Origin of the sequence: Pseudomonas sp. R2-37-08W, from assembly GCF_003851705.1 — a bacterium.
In the GTDB taxonomy this organism is placed as follows: Bacteria; Pseudomonadota; Gammaproteobacteria; order Pseudomonadales; family Pseudomonadaceae; genus Aquipseudomonas.
Map to the genome: position 1 here is coordinate 1087156 of NZ_CP027728.1, position 20299 is coordinate 1107454.

A 20299-nucleotide genomic window follows, 5' to 3' on the forward strand; every position below is an offset into this window, starting at 1 on the left:
CGAGTGTCCCTGATCGCTTCAGACCACTTCCGCATCGTTGTCGGCCTCGGCAAGAGCGGCATGTCCCTGGTTCGCTTCCTGGCGAACCGGGGCACGTCGTTTGCCGTGGCCGACACGCGGGAAAATCCACCGGAGCTGGTCACGCTGCGCCGTGATTACCCGCACGTGGAAGTGCGTTGTGGCGAATTGGACGTCGAATTTCTGTGCCGCGCCGATGAGCTTTACGTGAGCCCCGGCCTGGCGTTGGCCACACCGGCCCTGCAAGCGGCAGCGGCGCGTGGCGTGAAGCTGTCCGGCGACATCGACCTGTTTGCGCGTCACGCCAAGGCACCAATCGTGGCGATCAGCGGTTCCAACGCGAAAAGCACCGTGACCACCCTGGTCGGCGAAATGGCGAAGGCTGCCGGCAAGCGCGTGGCGGTGGGCGGCAACCTTGGGGTGCCGGCGCTGGACCTGCTCAGCGACGACGTCGAGTTGTACGTGATGGAGTTGTCGAGCTTCCAGCTGGAAACCACCCATGACCTCGGTGCCGAAGTGGCGACCGTGTTGAACGTCAGCGAAGACCATATGGACCGCTACAGCGGCCTGCCGGCCTATCACCTGGCCAAGCATCGTATCTTCCGGGGCGCCAAGCAGTTTGTGGTCAACCGCCAGGATGCCTTGAGCCGCCCACTGATAGGCGAAGGCATGCCTTGCTGGACCTTCGGCCTGAGCAAGCCTGATTTCAAAGCCTTTGGCATCCGCGAAGAGAACGGCGAGAAATACCTGGCCTTCGAATTCCAGAACCTGATGCCGGTGCGCGAGTTGAAAATTCGTGGCGCCCATAACCAGTCCAACGCCCTGGCGGCCTTGGCGCTCGGCCACGCGGTGGGCCTGCCCTTCGACGCTATGCTCGCCAGCCTGCGCACCTTTGCCGGCCTTGAGCATCGCTGCCAGTGGGTGCGCGACCTCGACGGCGTCAGCTATTACAACGACTCCAAGGCCACCAACGTCGGCGCTGCCCTGGCGGCCATCGAAGGCCTGGGTGCCGATATCGACGGCAAGCTGGTGCTGATCGCCGGTGGCGACGGCAAAGGTGCCGACTTCAAGGACCTTAAAGCACCGGTCGCTGCGCATTGCCGCGCGGTGGTGCTGATGGGCCGTGATGCGAACCTGATCGCCGCAGCCCTTGGCGACGCGGTGCCGCAAGTGCGCGCTACCTCCCTGGACGACGCGATCGCCCAGTGCAAAGCCCTGGCCCAGCCGGGTGATGCGGTACTGCTGTCGCCAGCCTGCGCCAGTTTCGACATGTTCAAGAACTATGAAGAGCGCGGCCAGCTGTTCGCCCGCGCCGTGGAGGCTTTGGCATGAGCCTCAACCTGAAAAACATCATCAAGCCGTACCCGTCGCCGATCATTACCGGGCGCGGCATCGACCTGGATTTCCCGATGCTCGCCGGTTGCCTGGCGCTGCTCGGCCTGGGCCTGGTGATGATCACCTCGGCGTCCTCCGAAGTGGCTGCGGTGCAGTCGGGCAACACCCTGTACATGATGATCCGTCACTTGGTGTACCTGGTGATCGGCCTCGGCGCGTGCATCGTCACCATGATGATCCCGATCGCTACGTGGCAGCGCCTGGGTTGGCTGATGCTGATCGGGGCGTTCGGCTTGCTGGTGATGGTGATCCTGCCCGGCATCGGCCGCGAGGTGAACGGTTCGATGCGCTGGATCGGCTTCGGTGCCTTCAACGTGCAACCCTCGGAAATCGCCAAGGTGTTCGTGGTGATCTACCTGGCCGGCTACCTGGTGCGCCGTCAGAAAGAAGTGCGCGAAAGCTGGATGGGCTTTTTCAAGCCATTCATCGTGCTGCTGCCCATGGCCGGTCTGCTGCTGATGGAGCCCGACTTCGGCGCCACCGTGGTAATGATGGGCGCCGCCGCCGCGATGCTGTTCCTGGGTGGCGTCGGCCTGTTTCGCTTCACCTTGATGGTGGTGCTGGCGGTCGCGGCCGTGACGGTGCTGGTGCAGGCGCAACCCTACCGGATGGCCCGTCTGATTACCTTTACCGACCCCTGGTCCGACCAGTTCGGTTCCGGCTACCAGTTGACCCAGGCGCTGATTGCCTTCGGTCGCGGCGAGTGGCTGGGCGTAGGCCTGGGCAACAGTGTGCAGAAGCAGTTCTATCTGCCCGAAGCGCACACCGACTTCGTGTTCTCGGTACTGGCCGAGGAACTGGGCGTGGTCGGTTCGCTGTGCACCGTCGCGCTGTTCGTGTTCGTATGTGTACGCGGCATGTACATCGGCTTGTGGGCCGAGAGGGCCAAACAGTATTTCGCCGCTTATGTGGCGTACGGCTTGTCGTTCCTGTGGATCGGCCAGTTCCTGATCAATATCGGCGTGAACGTCGGGCTGCTGCCGACCAAGGGCCTGACCTTGCCGTTCCTCAGTTACGGCGGCAGTTCGTTGGTGATTTGCTGCGCCTGCCTTGGCTTGTTGCTACGCATCGAATGGGAGAGTCGCACTCACCTGGGCAGCGAAGAGATGGAGTTCAGCGAAAGCGACTTCGCCGAGGAGCCGACCCATGGGCGCTAACGTGCTGATCATGGCTGGCGGCACCGGGGGCCATGTGTTCCCGGCCCTGGCCTGCGCGCGCGAATTCCAGAACCGTGGCTACAGCGTGCACTGGTTGGGAACGCCGCGTGGCATCGAGAACGAGCTGGTGCCGAGCGCCGGTTTGCCGCTGCACCTGATCAACGTCACGGGCTTGCGTGGCAAGGGCAAATTGTCGCTGCTCAAGGCGCCGTTCGTGTTGCTCAAGGCGGTATGGCAGGCACGCCAGGTCATCCGTGAGTTGCAGCCTGTGTGTGTGCTCGGCTTTGGCGGTTATGTGACCGGCCCCGGCGGCGTGGCGGCAAAACTCGCCGGTGTCCCCATGATCGTGCATGAACAGAACGCCGTCGCCGGTACCGCCAACCGCTTGCTGGTGCCATTGGCCGCGCGGGTGTGTGAAGCCTTCCCGAATACCTTCAGCGCGTCGAGCAAGCGCCGTACCACCGGCAACCCGGTGCGCACCGAGCTGTTCATGGACATCGCCCGTCAGGCGCTGGTCGGACGCAAGGCGCACCTGCTGATCCTCGGCGGAAGCCTGGGCGCCGAGCCGCTGAACAAATTGCTGCCGGAGGCGCTGGCGCAACTCCCTGTGGAATTGCGGCCTGAGATCTTCCACCAAGCCGGCAAGCACCACGATGAAGTCACCGCCACGCGCTATCGCGAGGCCGGTGTCGAGGCGACTGTCCAGCCCTTCATCAAAGACATGGCCCACGCCTATGGCTGGGCCGACCTGGTGGTCTGTCGCGCTGGTGCGCTGACCGTCAGTGAACTGGCTGCCGCCGGTCTGCCGTCGTTGCTGGTGCCTCTGCCCCACGCAATCGACGATCACCAGACCCGCAACGCCGAATATTTGGCCGGGGAGGGCGCTGCCTTCCTGCTGCCGCAAAGAACGACTGGCGCCGCCGATTTGGCCGCACGCCTGACCGAGGTTTTGATGCAACCGGAACGACTCAACAGCATGGCGAGCACCGCAAGCCGCCTGGCCAAACCTGACGCAACCCGCACCGTGGTCGATATCTGCCTGGAGGTGGCCCATGGTTGAGAATCAGAAAGCCATGCCACAACCGGAAATGCGCCGCATCCGTCGCATCCACTTCGTCGGCATCGGCGGCGTGGGCATGTGCGGGATTGCCGAAGTATTGCTGAACCTGGGCTATCAGGTGTCCGGCTCTGACTTGAAAGAGTCGCCGGTCACCGAGCGCCTGAAGTCCTTTGGCGCGCAGATCTTCATCGGCCACCGCGCCGAAAACGCCGCCGAGGCGGATGTGCTGGTGGTGTCCAGCGCTGTGAACACGTCCAACCCGGAAGTGGCCACCGCCCTCGAGCGCCGTATTCCGGTGGTGCCGCGTGCCGAGATGCTCGCCGAGCTGATGCGCTACCGCCACGGCATCGCCGTCGCCGGTACCCACGGCAAGACCACCACTACCAGCCTGATCGCCTCGGTGTTCGCCGCCGGTGGCCTGGACCCGACCTTCGTCATCGGTGGCCGCCTGAATGCAGCCGGCACCAATGCCCAGCTCGGTACCAGCCGCTACCTGATCGCCGAAGCCGATGAAAGCGACGCGAGCTTCCTGCACCTGCAACCGCTGGTCGCCGTCGTCACCAACATCGACGAAGACCACATGGCAACCTACGACGGTGACTTCAACAAATTGAAGAAGACCTTCGTCGACTTCCTGCATAACCTGCCGTTCTACGGGTTGGCCGTGGTGTGCCTGGACGATCCGGTGGTGCGCGAGATTCTGCCGCAGGTCAAGCGCCCTACCGTGACCTACGGCTTCAGCGAAGACGCTGACGTGCGCGCGATCAATGTCCGCCAGGAAGGCATGCAAACCTTCTTCACCGTGCTGCGCCCCGACCGCGAGCCGCTGGATGTGTCGGTCAACATGCCGGGCAACCACAACGTACTGAACTCCCTGGCGACCATCTGCATCGCAACCGATGAAGGCGTCAGCGATGAAGCCATCGTCGAAGGCCTGTCGCGCTTTGCCGGTGTCGGCCGACGCTTCCAGGTCTACGGCCAACTGCCGGTTGAAGGCGGTGAGGTGATGCTGGTGGATGATTACGGTCACCACCCCACCGAAGTCGCCGCCGTGATCAAGGCCGTGCGCGGTGGCTGGCCGGAGCGTCGCCTGGTGATGGTCTACCAGCCGCACCGCTACAGCCGCACCCGTGACCTGTACGACGACTTCGTCAATGTATTGGCCGATGCCAACGTGCTCTTGCTGATGGAGGTGTACCCGGCCGGTGAAGAACCGATTCCGGGCGCCGACAGCCGCAAGCTGTGCAACAGCATCCGTCAGCGCGGGCAGTTGGACCCGATCTACATCGAGCGGGGCGTCGACCTGGCGCCGATCGTCAAGCCGCTGCTGCGCGCCGGCGACATTCTGCTGTGCCAGGGTGCCGGTGATATCGGTGGCCTTGCGCCTAAATTGCTGGCCAGCCCATTGTTCGTAAAAGAAGCGCTTGCTGCCGAAAAGGGGAAGTCGAAATGATCACTGACTACGCCTCCCTGTTCTCCACTGTCGCGCCTGCCGACTTCGGCCGCGTTGCCGTGCTGTTCGGCGGCAAGAGCGCCGAGCGCGCAGTGTCGCTCAAGTCTGGCAATGCGGTGCTTGAAGCGCTGCAAAGCGCCGGTGTGAACGCCTTCGGTATCGACGTGGGCGATGATCTCCTCGCCCGCCTGCTGGCCGAAAAGATCGACCGCGCCTTCATCATTCTTCACGGCCGTGGCGGTGAAGACGGCAGCATGCAGGGCCTGCTCGAGTGCGCCGGCATCCCCTATACCGGCAGCGGCATCCTGGCGTCGGCACTGGCGATGGACAAGCTGCGCACCAAGCAGGTGTGGCACAGCCTGGGCATTCCCACACCACGTCACGCCGTGTTGCGCAGCGAGGACGATTGTATTTGCGCAGCCAAGGAACTGGGCCTGCCTTTGATCGTCAAACCTGCCCATGAAGGCTCCAGTATCGGCATGGCCAAAGTGAACTCGGCCGCTGAATTGATCGACGCATGGAAAGCGGCAAGTACCTACGATTCGCAAGTGTTGGTGGAACAGTGGATCCAGGGTCCCGAGTACACCATCGCCACCCTGCGTGGCCAGGTATTGCCGCCTATCGCATTGGGCACGCCCCACACTTTTTACGATTACGACGCCAAGTACGTGGCTTCCGATACCCAGTACCGGATCCCCTGCGGCCTTGACGCAACCAGGGAACAACAATTGATGGACCTCACGGCGCAAGCCTGTGAGGCGCTGGGTATCGCCGGTTGGGCGCGGGCAGACGTGATGCAGGATGACCAGGGGAATTTCTGGTTCCTGGAAGTCAACACCGCACCCGGGATGACCGACCACAGCCTGGTCCCAATGGCCGCCCGTGCCGCCGGTCTGGATTTCCAGCAGTTGGTGCTGGCGATCCTGGCCGACAGCATTGAGCCAAGAGGCTAAGCACATGAAAGGCGCATCGCTTCGTCATCAGCCCCCACAAGCACCGAGCCGCAAGCCGGTGCCACGGGGTGCCAGCCGCATGGTGGCCAAAGAGCCGATGTCGGCGCGCCTGCCCAAAGCCAACTTTGGTTTCATCAAGGCGCTGTTCTGGCCGGTGTTGCTGGTGGTACTGGGCTTTGGCACCTACGAAGGGGCGCAGCGCCTATTGCCGTATGCCGACCGGCCGATCACCAAGATCAGCGTGCAGGGCGACTTGAGCTACATCAGCCAGCAAGCGGTACAGCAGCGCATCAGCCCGTTCCTGGCGGCGAGCTTCTTTACCATTGACCTGGCCGGCATGCGCGCGGAGCTGGAACAGATGCCGTGGATCGCCCATGCCGAAGTCCGCCGCGTATGGCCGGACCAGGTAACGATCCGCCTGGAAGAACAGCTGCCCGTGGCCCGTTGGGGCGATGGTGCGCTGTTGAACAACCAGGGGCAGGCATTTGCGCCCCGTGAAGTGGCGAACTATGAGCACCTGCCGCAGCTGTTCGGGCCGCAGCGGGCGCAACAGCAAGTGATGCAGCAGTACCAGGCCTTGAGCCAGATGCTGCGGCCACTGGGCTTCTCCATCGCACGCCTGGAATTGCGTGAGCGGGGCAGCTGGTTTCTGACGACCGGGGCAGGCAGTTCCGGCCCGGGCATCGAGTTGTTGCTGGGACGCGACCGCTTGGTGGAAAAGATGCGCCGCTTTATTGCCATCTATGAAAAAACCTTGAAAGAACAGATTACGAACATTGCGAGCGTCGACCTGCGTTACGCCAACGGCCTGGCCGTCGGTTGGCGTGTACCGGTAGCGCCCACGGCAGCACAACCCGCTGTCGCGAAGAATTAAGAAGAGGCAGGACCCATGGCAAACGTGCAAAGCGGCAAAATGATCGTCGGTCTCGATATCGGCACCTCCAAGGTGGTGGCGCTGGTGGGCGAGGTCGGTGAAGACGGCACGATCGAAATCGTCGGTATTGGCACGCATCCGTCCCGGGGCCTGAAGAAGGGCGTGGTGGTGAACATCGAGTCCACCGTGCAATCGATCCAGCGCGCCATCGAAGAAGCGCAGCTGATGGCCGGTTGCCGGATTCACTCGGCGTTCGTCGGCGTGGCCGGCAACCATATCCGCAGCCTGAACTCCCACGGCATCGTGGCGATCCGCGACCGTGAAGTCAGTGCGGCCGACCTTGAGCGCGTCCTCGACGCCGCCCAGGCCGTGGCGATCCCGGCTGACCAGCGCGTGTTGCACACCTTGCCCCAGGACTACGTGATCGATAACCAGGAGGGCGTTCGCGAGCCACTGGGTATGTCGGGCGTGCGTCTGGAAGCCAAGGTCCACGTAGTGACCTGCGCCGTCAACGCCGCACAGAACATTGAAAAATGCGTGCGTCGCTGCGGCCTGGAAATCGACGACATCATTCTCGAGCAGTTGGCTTCGGCCTACTCGGTGCTGACCGACGACGAAAAAGAACTGGGCGTGTGCCTGGTGGACATCGGCGGCGGCACCACCGATATCGCGATCTTCACCGAGGGTGCGATCCGTCACACCGCCGTGATCCCGATTGCCGGCGACCAGGTCACCAACGACATCGCCATGGCGTTGCGCACACCGACCCAGTACGCCGAAGAAATCAAGATCCGCTACGCCTGCGCCCTGGCCAAGCTGGCCGGTGCCGGTGAAACCATCAAGGTGCCAAGCGTCGGCGACCGTCCACCGCGCGAGTTGTCGCGCCAGGCCCTGGCCGAAGTGGTCGAGCCGCGCTACGACGAGCTGTTCACCCTGATCCAGGCCGAACTGCGCCGCAGCGGCTACGAAGATCTGATCCCGGCCGGCATCGTGCTGACCGGTGGCACCTCGAAAATGGAAGGCGCGGTCGAACTGGCCGAAGAGATCTTCCACATGCCGGTGCGCCTGGGCGTGCCCCATGGCGTCAAAGGCCTCGGTGACGTGGTGCGCAACCCGATTTATTCCACCGGTGTGGGCTTGCTGTTGTACGGGCTGCAAAAGCAGACCGATGGCATTTCCCTGTCGGGCCCGAGCATCCGTGACAGCTACCGCAGCGATGACGAAGCGAAAGCGCCGTTGTTCGAGCGGCTGCAGGCTTGGGTAAAAGGCAATTTCTGAAGATTTACCGCGACACCGCAACACCCGTAATAAGCAGTAGGCGAAAAAACTAGAGAAAACGAAAGGAGAGGGAACATGTTTGAACTCGTAGACAACATCCCCGCTAGCCCGGTTATCAAAGTAATCGGTGTCGGCGGTGGCGGCGGCAACGCTGTCAACCATATGGTCAAGAGCAACATTGAAGGCGTTGAATTCATCTGCGCCAACACTGATGCCCAGGCGCTGAAAAGCATCGGCGCGCGGACCATCCTGCAATTGGGCACAGCCGTGACCAAAGGCCTCGGCGCTGGCGCCAATCCGGAAGTCGGCCGTCAAGCCGCCCTGGAAGACCGCGAGCGTATTGCCGAAGTGCTGCAAGGCACCAACATGGTGTTCATCACCACCGGCATGGGCGGCGGTACCGGTACCGGTGCAGCGCCGATCATTGCCGAAGTGGCCAAGGAAATGGGGATTCTGACCGTCGCTGTTGTGACGCGTCCGTTCCCGTTCGAAGGCCGCAAGCGCATGCAGATCGCCGACGAAGGCATCCGTCTGCTGTCTGAAAGCGTCGACTCGTTGATCACCATTCCCAACGAGAAACTGCTGACCATCCTGGGCAAGGACGCCAGCCTGCTGTCCGCGTTCGCCAAGGCTGACGATGTACTGGCCGGTGCCGTTCGCGGTATCTCCGACATCATCAAGCGTCCCGGCATGATCAACGTCGACTTTGCCGACGTGCGTACCGTGATGAGCGAAATGGGCATGGCGATGATGGGTACCGGCTGCGCCAGCGGTCCGAACCGTGCACGCGAAGCCACCGAAGCAGCCATTCGCAACCCGCTGCTGGAAGACGTGAACCTGCAAGGTGCGCGCGGCATCCTGGTGAATATCACCGCAGGTCCTGACCTGTCCCTGGGTGAGTACTCCGACGTGGGTAGCATCATCGAAGCCTTCGCGTCCGAGCACGCCATGGTCAAGGTCGGCACCGTTATCGACCCGGACATGCGCGACGAACTGCACGTGACCGTGGTTGCGACCGGCCTGGGTGCAAAAATCGAGAAGCCTGTAAAGGTCATCGACAATACCGTCCATACCAGCCACGCCAGCCAGCAGGCGGCCGCTCCAGCGCCTTCGCGCCAGGAACTGCCGTCGGTGAACTACCGTGACCTGGACCGTCCGACCGTGATGCGCAACCAGGCTCAGGCCGGTGCTGCGGCGTCCCGTAGCCCGAATCCGCAAGACGATCTGGACTACCTGGACATCCCGGCATTCCTGCGTCGTCAGGCCGATTAATGGAATGTATCAGGGCTATGAAGGTGATTGGTGTTCAGCAAAGGTCTGGTCTGCTATTATCGCCAGCCTTTGTTGATACCAGTTCGCAATTTGCGCTGAAGCGGTCCAAGCCATGATTAAACAACGCACCCTGAAGAATATTATTCGTGCCACAGGTGTAGGTCTGCACTCCGGGGAAAAGGTATACCTGACCCTCAAGCCTGCACCTGTCGACACCGGCATCGTGTTTGTGCGTGCCGACCTGGACCCTGTGGTGCAGATACCTGCTCGCGCGGAAAACGTTGGCGAAACCACTATGTCGACCACATTGGTCAACGGTGACGTCAAAGTGGACACGGTGGAGCACTTGCTCTCGGCCATGGCCGGTTTGGGCATCGATAACGCCTACGTCGAGCTCTCCGCGTCCGAAGTCCCGATCATGGATGGCAGCGCTGGACCCTTCGTATTCCTGATTCAATCTGCCGGCCTGGAAGAACAGGACGCAGCCAAGAAGTTCATTCGCATTCTGCGGGAAGTGACAGTAGAAGACGGCGACAAGCGCGCCACCTTCGTCCCGTTCGAAGGCTTTAAAGTGAGCTTTGAGATCGATTTCGATCACCCGGTATTCCGTGACCGCATCCAAAGTGCAAGCGTGGATTTTTCCAGCACTTCGTTCGTAAAAGAAGTCAGCCGCGCCCGTACCTTTGGTTTCATGAGTGACATCGAGTACCTGCGCAAGCACAACCTCGCACTCGGCGGCAGCGTTGAAAACGCCATTGTGGTCGACGCGGATGGTGTACTGAACGAAGACGGCCTTCGCTATGAAGACGAATTCGTGAAGCACAAGATCCTCGATGCAATCGGTGACCTCTACCTGCTGGGCAATAGCCTGATAGGCGAGTTCAAAGGCTTCAAGTCGGGCCACGCCCTTAACAACCAGCTGCTGCGCAAGTTGATTGAGCAGACAGACGCTTGGGAAGTCGTGACCTTCGAAGATGCCAGCACCGCACCGATCTCTTACATGCGTCCCGTTGCGGCGGTGTAAGTAACAACTCTCTTCTTTAGTTTTAAAGGCTGCCTTCGGGTGGCCTTTTTTTATGTCCCGGCGTTGATCGTCCGATTGCGGCCACTGTGCTTGGCCTCATACAACGCCTGGTCGGCCCTGAGTAGCAAGTCCTCTAGGGACAGGCCGCTGCGCTTTTCCCAGGTACTCATGCCGATGCTCACGGTAATCGGCTGCTCGTCCCATGCCGCCCGTGGCAAGTGCTCAACACCATTGCGGATATGCTCGGCGATCACCCACGCGCCCTTGGCGTCGGTATCGGGCAGCACCACCGCGAATTCTTCACCGCCGTAACGTGCGGCAAGGTCGGCCGGGCGGCGGATATTGCTGTCGATCACCTGCGCCACCGTGCGCAGTGCGTCGTCCCCGCCCTGGTGGCCATGGCGATCGTTGAAGGCCTTGAAGTGGTCCACGTCGATCATCAGCACCGTCAACGGCTCGGTTGAACGTTGCGCGCGGTCCCATTCCAGGCGCAGGCGTTCGTCGAGAGTGCGGCGGTTGGCCAGGCCAGTGAGGGCATCGGTACCTGCCAGTTCTGACAGCACCTGCTCGGCCCGGTGACGCCGTCGCAGCTCCATGCACAGCGCCCAGGTCAGCCACAACAGGCCAATGCACAGCACCCCCGTCGCGAGACTGACCAGCCACGCCGCCCGTCGCCATGGCGCGAACACTTCGTCGCTGGCCAACGCCACCGCGACGATCAGCGGCAAATCGCCCACGTTCGAGAAACTGTAGAGCCGAGGCTGCTGGTCGAGGCTGGAGACGCTGCGGAAAGTGCCGTCTCGCTCGCGCAGCATGCGCGCCACATTGGGCCGCTGGCTCAGGTCCTTGTTGATGATATCCACTTCCAGCAACGGCTCTTGCGCCAGCAGGATGCCTTGGTGGTTGAGCAGGTTGATGGTGCTGTCGCTGCCGATATTCAGGCTGCTGAACAGTTGGTGGAAGTACGACAGACGCATGGAGGCGACAGCCACACCCAGGAAGCGCCCGTCCGACGACGAAACGCGGCGGCTGAATGCGATGCGCCACGGGTCATCGCATTCGCAGCGGGCCCTGAACGGGCGACTGATATACAGCCCGATGTCGGGATTGGCGCGATGAACCTGGAAATAGTCGCGGTCGGCGAAGTTGCCGGCCTTGGGCGTGAGCAGGGACGAGTCGGCAATCACCTCGCCGCTCGGGCCCAGCAACAGGATGTCGCCCTTGTACGGCGCTGTGGCGGAGCGGTCGAACAGCACCAGGTGCCGGATGCTCGCGGACACGCCCTGCAGGTCAGTGCGCTCGGTCGCGGCGATCAGGCCTTTGAGGGCCATGTCATAGAGCTCGACGTTACGTAGCACATCGGCATCAATCAACTGGGTAATGGTAGTGGCGGTGCGCTTGGCGGTCTGCAAGGTGTTGGCGTGTTCGCGATTCAACAGTGCGGTGACGATGCCCACGATCAGCAACACCGTGAGGGTGCTGCTCAGGATCAGCAGGCGTTCCGGGCGGCGGGTAGGGCGGGTAAGGCTTGAACTCATCGGGCGTACTTCTGCTCTGAGGATGCCTTTAGCGTAGTAGCTACTCTGGAAATGGCGCAGAAGCAAAATGTGGGAGGGGGGCAAGCCCCCTCCCACATTGGATCTTCTTTGTCAGTGAGATCGTGGTTAGAACACGTTGATTGGGTAGTCCACGATCACGCGGTACTCATCCACATCCCGATCCACCGCCGAGTAGCCATTGCCGCCACGGTTGGTCGCCCATTGCAGGCGTACCGCCAGGTCCTTGGCCTTGCCGCCCTGCACCACGTATTTCAGGTCGATATCGCGCTCCCAGTGCCTGGCGTTCTTGCCGTCGGCGCTGTACCAGCTGCTGTAGCCCCGGCTGTTCGGGTCTACCGTGGTCAGGTCGGTCTTGCCGCTGATATACGACACGGCGGATGTCAGGCCGGGCAGGCCGAGACCGGCGAAGTCGTAGGCATACTTGAGCTTCCACGAACGCTCGTTGGGGCCGTTGAAGTCCGAGTATTGCTGGGAGTTGTCCAGGTACACGCTGTCACCCTGGGTAATGTAGTCGAACGGCGTGTTGCCGTTGACCCGCTGGTAGGCGGCGGTAACGCTGTGGTTGCCCACGCCCAGGGTCATATGCAGGCTGTAGGTGTTGTTGTCGATAGCGCCCAGCAGTGCCTGGCCGGTGTCCTGGGTGTGGTAGTAGTGCAGGCCGGGGGTCAGGCTGACCAGGTCGTTCAGTGCATAGGTGTACTCGAGGTCGTAGTAGTACTGGTGCCACACGTCCTTGAGTTCAGCGGCGTACAGGTTGCTGGTCAACCCGGGGATGCCGCTGAACGCTACACCGGCCCAGTTCAGGCGCTGGGCGTCGGCGTTGGCCGGCAATGCGCCGTAGCTGGTGCCGATGCGCCGGTGGCCGCTCTGGTTGTAGAGCTTGGTGAAGCTGGCCTGGCCGCCTTCGAACATCCAGCCGTCGAGGCTGTGGTTGGCCAGGCTCACGCCGCGAAACGTCTGCGGCAGCATGCGGGTCATGCCGCCGGCGATCACCGGGTTGTTGAGGAACAGGTCGCCGGCCTTCAACTCGGTATCGAACGCGCGCAGTTTCAAGGTGCCGCCAGCGGTGGAGAACGTGCCGGGCGCCTTGCCGTTGCCGCTGCCGTACGGAAGGATGCTGGAACCGTCGGTGCCACCGCCGCCGTCGAGCTTGAGACCGAGCATGGCGTTTAGGTCCAGGCCGACGCCTACGGTGCCTTGGGTGTAGCCGGAGGTGAAGGTACCGATAAAGCCCTGGCCCCATTCCTTGCTGTCATCGGTATGCAGGTCGCGACGGTCGCGATTCATGTAGTAGTTGCGGGTGTCGATCGTGAGGTGCGAACCCTCGACCAAACCCTCGTTGGGCGTGGCGTCTGCCCCATGGGCAAGGGGAGTGATCGTTGCTGCGATGGCGAGGAATAACGGGGTAAATGTCAGCGTGTTCTTCACCGGTGGAGCTCCTTTGGTCAATCATGAACGGCCAGTGTCGTGGGGTGTGCCTGGCCTTTTTTACGGCAAAAAAAAAGCCGCTGAAGTCAGCGGCTTTAAGACAGATTCCCAGTGTAGAGCCCTGGAAATAAGTCGAGGGAAATTCGGGTGAGGGTTCGGCTGTCTTTACCGTCGCGCTCATCGATGCGTCAAAGTAACGCAGGCGAGCGGTGCGATACAGAGTGTAACAAGATAATGACTGTTGCCCAAATCGTAACAGTTGGCTGCCGGTGGTACCCATTGTGGGAGGGGGCTTGCTCCCGATAGCGGTGGGTCAGTCGGCTCATCTGTAGCTGACCCGCCGCCATCGGGAGCAAGCCCCCTCCCACATTTTGATCGCGGCGTGTTAGACGGGCAGGGTGATGCCGAAGGTATTTTCGCCGCCTTCGCTGCGCACGAACACATCCCCTCCATGCATCAACGCAATCGCCTTGACGATAGCCAGCCCCAACCCGTGATTGGCCCCGCTGTTGCTGCGCGACGCATCCACCCGATAGAAACGTTCGAACAGTCGAGGCAGGTGCTCGCTGGCAATCACCTCGCCGGGGTTGGTCACGCCGATCGTTACCTGATGCTCCAGCATATCGATGTTCACGTCGATGACCTGCCCAGGCGCGGTGTGCTGCACCGCATTGCTCAACAGGTTGATCAGTGCGCGGCGCAGGTGGGCTTTTTCGATATGCACCTGGGCGTCGCCCTGTACCCGCACCTGAACCTGGGCATCTTCGAAGATAAAATCCAGGTAGTCGAGGGTGGTGGCGACTTCATCGGCCAGGGAGCTTTCAATCAGCTTGGTAGCCTTGCTGCCCTGGTCGGCACTGGCGAGGAACAGCATGTCGTTGATAATCGAGCGCAGCCGTTCCAACTCTTCCAGGTTCGATTGCAGCACCTCGAAATAATGCTCGGCCGAACGCCCGCGGGTCAGCGCGACCTGGGTCTGGCCGATCAGGTTGGTCAGCGGCGAGCGCAGTTCATGGGCCACGTCGGCATTGAAGGATTCGAGGCGCGAGTAGGCGAGTTCGACGCGGTCGAGGGTGGCGTTGAACGAGTTGACGAACTGGCTCAGTTCCGGCGGCAGCGGTGACAGTTGCAGGCGCCCGGAGAGTTTGGGCGGCGCGAGTTTCTGTGCTTCGTCCGAAAGTTTTTCCAGTGGCTTGAGGCCGATGCGCGACACCCAGAAGCCCAGCAACGAGGCCATCACCACGCCGACCAGCGCCAGGCTGATCAGCGCTACCAGCAGATGATGCTGGGTGGCGCGGAAATTCTCGGTGTCGATGGCGATCATGAAGCGCAGCGGTGGGCGTTGGTCCTTGGCGGCGAACTGGCTCACCAGCACCTTGAACGGGTAATCGTGGCCGGGCAGGTGCAGGTCGCGTTTACCGGTCGGGCCCTGGGCAAAGGCGCGAATCTGCGCATCCGGTTCACCGTATTCGTAACTTGGATCGCTGCTGACCACCCAGAAGCGAATGCGCTTGTCTTCCTCCCCCAGCAGCTTGAGCTTGGCCTTGATCTTGACCCAATGCTCGGGCGTGCCGAAGCGGTTCACCGAGGATTCGAGCACGCTGTAGCGCGCATCCAGCTCGGCCCCCGGCAACAACCCCAGGCCGCGATCCACTTGCTGGTACAGCGCGCCGCCGATCAGCACGAAGATCAGCAGCGCCACCAGGGTGAACATCCCGCTCAGGCGCAGGGCGATGGAGTTAGTCGGCACTGCGGTTCTCCAGCACGTAGCCCATGCCACGAATGGTGTGCAGCAGCTTGTGCTCGAACGGCCCATCGAGTTTGGCGCGCAGGCGCTTGATCGCCACTTCGACCACGTTGGCGTCGCTGTCGAAATTGATGTCCCAGACCATCTCGGCAATCGCCGTCTTGGACAGGATTTCGCCCTGGCGCCGCGCCAATACGCTGAGCAACGAGAACTCCTTGGCGGTCAGGTCCAGGCGCACACCGTTGCGACTGGCCTTGCGGCTGATCAGGTCGATCCACAGGTCGGCAACCGTCACCTGCACCGGCTCGTGGCCGCCACTGCGGCGGGTCAACGCCTGCAGGCGCGCCACCAGTTCCAGGAAGGAAAACGGCTTGCCCAGGTAGTCGTCGGCGCCTTCGCGCAGGCCACGGATGCGGTCTTCCACGCGCTCGCGGGCGGTGAGCATGATCACCGGTGTCTGTTTGCGTGCGCGTAAAGCACGCAATACGCCAAACCCGTCGAGCGCCGGCAGCATCACGTCGAGCACGATCACCGCGTAGTCGTTCTCCAGCGCCAGGTGCAAACCCTCGACGCCCTCGCGCGCCACGTCGACGGTGTAGCCTTGCTCCGTCAAGCCACGGTGCAGGTAGTCCGCGGTTTTTTCTTCATCTTCAATAATCAGGACGCGCATCAGCCATTTGTTCCAGGGCGGGGCCTTGGCCTCAGTGTGTGGTCGCCAGCGCGAGCGCTGGTTTGGGCCTGTGGAAGAATCGTTCAAGGTACAAGTATATGACCGGCGTGGTGAACAGCGTCAGCGCCTGGCTCACCAGCAAGCCGCCGACCACGGCGATGCCCAGTGGCTGGCGCAGTTCCGCGCCAGGGCCTGAGCCGAGCATCAACGGCACCGCGCCAAGCAGGGCGGCGAGGGTGGTCATGATGATCGGCCGGAACCGCGTGACGCAGGCTTCGTAGATCGCGTCCTCAGGCGCCAGGCCGCGTACGCGCTGGGCCTCCAGGGCGAAGTCGATCATCAGGATGCCATTTTTCTTGACGATGCCAATCAGCAGCACCAGGCCGATCAAGGCCATGATCGAAAAGTCCTGGCCCAGCAGCCACAGCATGACCAACGCGCCCAGGCCCGCCGAAGGCAAGGTGGAAATGATCGTCAGCGGGTGCACGAAACTCTCGTACAGCACGCCCAGGATAATGTAGACCGCGACCAGTGCCGCGAGGATCAGCCACGGCTGGCTGGCCAGCGAGCTCTGGAAAGCCTGGGCCGCGCCCTGGAAGTTACCGATGATCGTACTGGGCATGCCGATGTCATTCTTGGCCTGGTTGAGCATGATCACCGCATCGCCCAGCGCCACGCCGGGGGCCAGGTTGAACGACAGGTTGGCGGCCGGGAACATGCCGTCATGGCTGATGGACAACGGCCCCACGCTCGGTGGGTCGACCCTGGCCAGCGCCGACAGTGGCACCATTTCGTTGGTCAGCGGCGAGCGCAGGTAAAAATAGTTCAGGCTCTCGGCCTTGCCGCGCTGTTGGCGGTCCAGCTCCAGCACCACCTGGTACTGGTTGATCTCGGTCTGGTATTCGTTGATCTGGCGCTGGCCGAACGCGTCGTACAGCGCCTGGTCGACGTCGGTGGCGGTCAGGCCAAAACGCGCCGCGGCCTGGCGGTCGATGGTGATGTGGGTGATGCTGCCGCCCAATTGCAGGTCGTTGGACAGGTCCCGAAAGGCCGGGTTGCTGCGCAGTTTTTCGGTGAGGCGCTGAGTCCAGGTGTTCAGGGTCGGGCCGTCGTTGCTCTTGAGTACGTATTGGTACTGGGCGCGGCTGGGGCCGGAGCTCAAGTTGATATCCTGGCCGGCGCGCAGGTACAGGACGATGCCCGGCACCTTCGCCAGTTGCGGGCGGATGCGGTCGATGAACTGGCTGGCCGACACATCGCGATCACCCCGGTCTTTCAAGGCGATCCAGAAGCGCCCGTTGGCGATGGTCTGGTTGCTGCCGGTTACCCCCACCGAGTGGGAGAAGGCTTGCACCGCCGGGTCGGCCTTGACGATGTCGGCCAGTGCCTTGTGCTTGGCGACCATGTCCGGGTACGACACATCGGCTGCCGCCTCGCTGGTGCCCAGCACGAAACCGGTGTCCTGCACCGGGAAGAAGCCCTTGGGGATAAACACATAGCCGACCACGGCCAGGGCCAGGGTCACCACGAAGATCGCCGCCATGCTGCGTTGATGGGCCAGGGCACGCCGCAGGTTGCGCGCATAGCCGGCCAGCAGGCGCTCGCTGAAGGTGGGTTTGGCATGGGCGCGATGGGTTGGCGCACGCATGAACAGTGCGGCGAGGGTGGGCGCCAGGGTCAGCGAAACCACCACCGAAATCAGGATGGTCGAGGTGGCCGTCAGCGCAAATTCCTTGAACAGCCGCCCGACCACGCCGCCCATGAACAGCAGTGGAATAAACGCCGCCACCAGCGAGAAGCTGATGGACACCACGGTAAAGCCGATTTCGCCGGAGCCTTTGATCGCGGCTTCGCGCTTACCCAGGCCGGCCTCCAGGTGACGGTGAATGTTTTCCACCACCACGATCGCATCGTCCACCACAAAGCCCACGGCAATCACGATGGCGACCAGGGTCAGGTTGTTCAAGCTGAAGCCCATCACATACATCAGCGCGAAACTGGCCACCAGCGACACACCGAGCACGGCAGACACAATCAACGTCGCCGACAGCTGGCGCAGGAACAGCGCCATCACCGCCACCACCAACAGGATCGCGATCAGCAGGGTCATTTCCACTTCATGCAACGAGGCGCGGATGGTCTTGGTGCGGTCGGTCAGTACACTGACCTGCACCGAGGCCGGCAGCATGGCTTCCAGGCGCGGCAGTGCTTGCTGGATGCGGTCGACCGTGTCGACGATATTCGCCCCCGGCTGGCGCGAAATCACCAGGTTGACCCCCGGCGTATCGCCGGACCAGGCCTGCACGTAGGCGTTTTCCGAACCGTTGACGACTTTGGCGATATCCCGCAGTTGCACGGGTGCACCGTTCTTGTAGGACACGATCAACTGACCGTACTCGTCGGGGTGAAACAGTTGATCGTTGGTCGACAGAGTCGACACGCTGTTGGCCCCATAGATCGCGCCTTTGGCCAGGTTCAGGCTCGATTGCTGGATGGTCAGGCGGATGTCCGCGAGCGTCAAGCCGACTGCCGCGAGCTTGTCGGGGGAGGCCTGCACACGAATCGCTGGGCGCTGCTGGCCGGTGATGTTGATCTGGCCGACACCGTCGATCTGGCTGATCTGACGCGCCAGCAGGGTTTCCACGTAGTCGCTCAGTTCGGTGCTCGGCATGCTCGCGGAGCTGACGCTGAGGATCAGCACCGGGCTGTCGGCCGGGTTGACCTTCTTCCAGGTCGGCAGGCTCGGCATATCGCTGGGCAGCTTGCCGGAGGCGGTATTGATCGCGGCCTGCACTTCCTGGGCGGCGGTGTCGATGCTTTTGTCCAGAGTGAATTGCAGGGTCAAGAGGCTTGAGCCCAAGGCGCTGCTGGAGGTCATCTGGGTCATGCCGGGGATGGCGCTGAATTGCACCTCGAGCGGCGTCGCCACCGATGAGGCCATGGTGTCCGGGCTGGCGCCGGGCAGTTGGGCGGTGACCTGGATCGTCGGAAATTCCGCTTCCGGCAGTGGCGCAACGGCCAGCCGGGGGAAGGCAATGATCCCCAGCAGCACCAAGGCAAAGGTCAGCAGCAGGGTGGCGACCGGGTGATCGACGCACCAGGCCGAAGGCGAGCGGCTGCCGCTCATGGCTGCACCTTGGCGTCGACGGTCTGGATCACCTGCGGCGGCTCCTTGAGCACCTGCACCTGGGCGCCCGCCTTGAGCCGCGACTGGCCATCGCTGACCAGCACGTCCCCGGCCTGCACGCCCTTGATGATGTTCAGCGCGCTGTTCTGGTAGGTGACTTGCACGGGCACCACCTCCACCTGCTCACCGTTGAGCCGGTACACGAAATGTGAGTCCAGGCCACGCTGCACCACCGTCGGCGGCACCACCAAGGCGTTCCTGTCGAGGGCGGTCTGGATCTTGATGGTCACCAGTTGCCCCGGCCACAGCTTCTGTGTGCCATTCGGGAACTCGGCCTTGGCGCGCAGGGTGCCGGTGGTGGAACTGATCTGGTTGTCAATCAGGCTCAAGTGGCCTTCCCCCAGCAGGTCGCCGGTCTGGCCGTCGGTATCGGCCCCCAGGTAGGCATCGACGCTGGCTTTTTGCGGGGCGGCGATCAGGCCTTGCAAGGTCGGCAACATCTGCTGCGGCAGGGAAAACTCAACCGCGATCGGGTCGATCTGGGTGACCGAGAACAACCCTTGGGTATCGCTCATGCGCAGGAAGTTGCCTTCATCCACCGTGCGAATGCCCACGCGACCACTGACGGGAGAGCGAATCTGGGTGTAGGAAAGTTGTACTTGAGCCGAATCAATCGCCGCCTGGTTACCCTGCGCGGTGGCCTTGAGCTGGTTCACCAGGGCTTGTTGCTGGTCGTAGGTCTGCTTCGATACGCCGTCGTCGATACTCAGTTCCTTGTAGCGTTTGAGGTTGACCTGCGCTACTTGCAACTGCGCCTGGCTTTCCCCCAACTGCGCCTTGGCCTGGTCGAGACTGGCGCGGATCGAACGGTCATCGATGGTTGCCAGCAAGTCACCGGCCTTCACCCGTTGGCCTTCCTTGACCAGCAAGCGGGTGAGGATGCCGTCGATCTGCGGGCGGATCACCACGCTGTGCAACGACAACACCGTGCCAATGCCGCTGACGAACCGCGGGACATCCTGTTGCGCCACGCTTACCACTCGCACGGGAATAGCGCTGGGTGCCGCCAGCCGGGTCTTGGCGGGCCGAGTCAAGGTCCAGGCTGCCAGCGCCAGGACCAGAAGGGCGCCCACCAGCAGGGCCGTGTTTCGTTTTGTGGGCATAGAGGTGGCGCCAGGCAAAGGATCGGAAACGTGGAATGACCGTTATAGCCTTTTGATCGGGTCAGCAGAGTGACGGCTATCTGACAGCGCTGTCAGTTAAGCGGCGACCATTCGTACGACG

15 protein-coding genes are annotated in these 20299 nt (G+C 62.4%); 9 read left to right on the forward strand and 6 right to left on the reverse strand.

Annotated elements, in window-relative coordinates; all coding sequences use genetic code 11:
• The first annotated feature begins 3 nt into the window (after positions 1–3).
• The 9 genes from murD (at position 4) to lpxC (ending at position 10484) form a co-directional block, all read left to right on the forward strand.
• On the forward strand, positions 4–1350 hold the full coding sequence (murD, locus tag C4J93_RS04820) for a UDP-N-acetylmuramoyl-L-alanine--D-glutamate ligase (protein ID WP_124428715.1): 1347 nt from the start codon (positions 4–6) through the stop codon (positions 1348–1350).
• Positions 1347–2570, forward strand: a complete 1224-nt coding sequence (gene ftsW, locus C4J93_RS04825) for a putative lipid II flippase FtsW (protein WP_124365876.1) — start codon at positions 1347–1349, stop codon at positions 2568–2570. Before murD ends, ftsW begins: the two co-directional genes overlap by 4 nt.
• Positions 2560–3630: an undecaprenyldiphospho-muramoylpentapeptide beta-N-acetylglucosaminyltransferase gene (murG, locus tag C4J93_RS04830; protein ID WP_124428716.1), complete on the forward strand. Its 1071-nt coding sequence runs from the start codon at positions 2560–2562 to the stop codon at positions 3628–3630. Before ftsW ends, murG begins: the two co-directional genes overlap by 11 nt.
• Positions 3623–5083 carry a UDP-N-acetylmuramate--L-alanine ligase gene (gene murC / locus C4J93_RS04835; RefSeq protein WP_124369687.1) on the forward strand — a complete coding sequence of 487 codons (1461 nt, stop codon included), beginning with the start codon at positions 3623–3625 and terminating at the stop codon, positions 5081–5083. Before murG ends, murC begins: the two co-directional genes overlap by 8 nt.
• Positions 5080–6036 (forward strand): D-alanine--D-alanine ligase, encoded by a 957-nt coding sequence (locus tag C4J93_RS04840; RefSeq protein WP_124409076.1) that lies wholly within the window; start codon positions 5080–5082, stop codon positions 6034–6036. Before murC ends, C4J93_RS04840 begins: the two co-directional genes overlap by 4 nt.
• A 4-nt stretch (positions 6037–6040) precedes the next feature.
• Entirely contained in the window at positions 6041–6910 is an 870-nt protein-coding gene (locus C4J93_RS04845; protein ID WP_057724625.1) for a cell division protein FtsQ/DivIB, read from the forward strand.
• A gap of 15 nt (positions 6911–6925) precedes the next feature.
• Positions 6926–8188, forward strand: coding sequence for a cell division protein FtsA (gene ftsA / locus C4J93_RS04850; protein WP_057724626.1), 1263 nt, complete (start codon positions 6926–6928; stop codon positions 8186–8188).
• A 75-nt stretch (positions 8189–8263) separates the two neighbouring features.
• Positions 8264–9460, forward strand: a complete 1197-nt coding sequence (ftsZ, locus tag C4J93_RS04855; RefSeq protein WP_003216225.1) for a cell division protein FtsZ — start codon at positions 8264–8266, stop codon at positions 9458–9460.
• 112 nt (positions 9461–9572) lie between these two features.
• A complete protein-coding gene (lpxC, locus tag C4J93_RS04860) occupies positions 9573–10484 on the forward strand; it encodes a UDP-3-O-acyl-N-acetylglucosamine deacetylase (protein WP_010565673.1) in 912 nt (303 codons plus the stop codon).
• A gap of 50 nt (positions 10485–10534) precedes the next feature.
• Here the strand turns inward: lpxC and C4J93_RS04865 are convergent, their stop codons facing one another.
• From C4J93_RS04865 to C4J93_RS04890, 6 genes are all read right to left on the reverse strand, one after another.
• The gene (locus C4J93_RS04865) at positions 10535–12022 is read right to left on the reverse strand and encodes a sensor domain-containing diguanylate cyclase (protein WP_124428717.1); all 1488 of its coding nucleotides are present in this window, start codon (positions 12020–12022) and stop codon (positions 10535–10537) included.
• A gap of 126 nt (positions 12023–12148) precedes the next feature.
• Positions 12149–13471 (reverse strand): OprD family porin, encoded by a 1323-nt coding sequence (locus C4J93_RS04870; RefSeq protein ID WP_124428718.1) that lies wholly within the window; start codon positions 13469–13471, stop codon positions 12149–12151.
• A gap of 385 nt (positions 13472–13856) precedes the next feature.
• Positions 13857–15221 (reverse strand): heavy metal sensor histidine kinase, encoded by a 1365-nt coding sequence (locus C4J93_RS04875; protein ID WP_124428719.1) that lies wholly within the window; start codon positions 15219–15221, stop codon positions 13857–13859.
• Positions 15211–15888: a heavy metal response regulator transcription factor gene (locus C4J93_RS04880; protein WP_124361366.1), complete on the reverse strand. Its 678-nt coding sequence runs from the start codon at positions 15886–15888 to the stop codon at positions 15211–15213. The genes C4J93_RS04875 and C4J93_RS04880 overlap by 11 nt, the downstream gene beginning before the upstream one ends.
• A gap of 31 nt (positions 15889–15919) precedes the next feature.
• Entirely contained in the window at positions 15920–19015 is a 3096-nt protein-coding gene (locus C4J93_RS04885) for a multidrug efflux RND transporter permease subunit (protein WP_124428720.1), read from the reverse strand.
• Positions 19012–20178 carry an efflux RND transporter periplasmic adaptor subunit gene (locus tag C4J93_RS04890; RefSeq protein WP_124428721.1) on the reverse strand — a complete coding sequence of 389 codons (1167 nt, stop codon included), beginning with the start codon at positions 20176–20178 and terminating at the stop codon, positions 19012–19014. Before C4J93_RS04890 ends, C4J93_RS04885 begins: the two co-directional genes overlap by 4 nt.
• Between the last annotated feature and the right edge of the window lie 121 nt (positions 20179–20299).

What these genes read in the sequence shown, in the direction of transcription:
- ftsW (WP_124365876.1), top strand. Translation starts at nt 1,347, where the DNA reads ATGAGCCTCAACCTGAAAAACATCATCAAGCCGTACCCGTCGCCGATC.
- murG (WP_124428716.1), top strand. Translation starts at nt 2,560, where the DNA reads ATGGGCGCTAACGTGCTGATCATGGCTGGCGGCACCGGGGGCCATGTG.
- murC (WP_124369687.1), top strand. Translation starts at nt 3,623, where the DNA reads ATGGTTGAGAATCAGAAAGCCATGCCACAACCGGAAATGCGCCGCATC.
- C4J93_RS04840 (WP_124409076.1), top strand. Translation starts at nt 5,080, where the DNA reads ATGATCACTGACTACGCCTCCCTGTTCTCCACTGTCGCGCCTGCCGAC.
- C4J93_RS04845 (WP_057724625.1), top strand. Translation starts at nt 6,041, where the DNA reads ATGAAAGGCGCATCGCTTCGTCATCAGCCCCCACAAGCACCGAGCCGC.
- ftsA (WP_057724626.1), top strand. Translation starts at nt 6,926, where the DNA reads ATGGCAAACGTGCAAAGCGGCAAAATGATCGTCGGTCTCGATATCGGC.
- ftsZ (WP_003216225.1), top strand. Translation starts at nt 8,264, where the DNA reads ATGTTTGAACTCGTAGACAACATCCCCGCTAGCCCGGTTATCAAAGTA.
- lpxC (WP_010565673.1), top strand. Translation starts at nt 9,573, where the DNA reads ATGATTAAACAACGCACCCTGAAGAATATTATTCGTGCCACAGGTGTA.
- C4J93_RS04865 (WP_124428717.1), bottom strand. Translation starts at nt 12,022, where the DNA reads ATGAGTTCAAGCCTTACCCGCCCTACCCGCCGCCCGGAACGCCTGCTG.
- C4J93_RS04880 (WP_124361366.1), bottom strand. Translation starts at nt 15,888, where the DNA reads ATGCGCGTCCTGATTATTGAAGATGAAGAAAAAACCGCGGACTACCTG.
- C4J93_RS04885 (WP_124428720.1), bottom strand. Translation starts at nt 19,015, where the DNA reads ATGAGCGGCAGCCGCTCGCCTTCGGCCTGGTGCGTCGATCACCCGGTC.
- C4J93_RS04890 (WP_124428721.1), bottom strand. Translation starts at nt 20,178, where the DNA reads ATGCCCACAAAACGAAACACGGCCCTGCTGGTGGGCGCCCTTCTGGTC.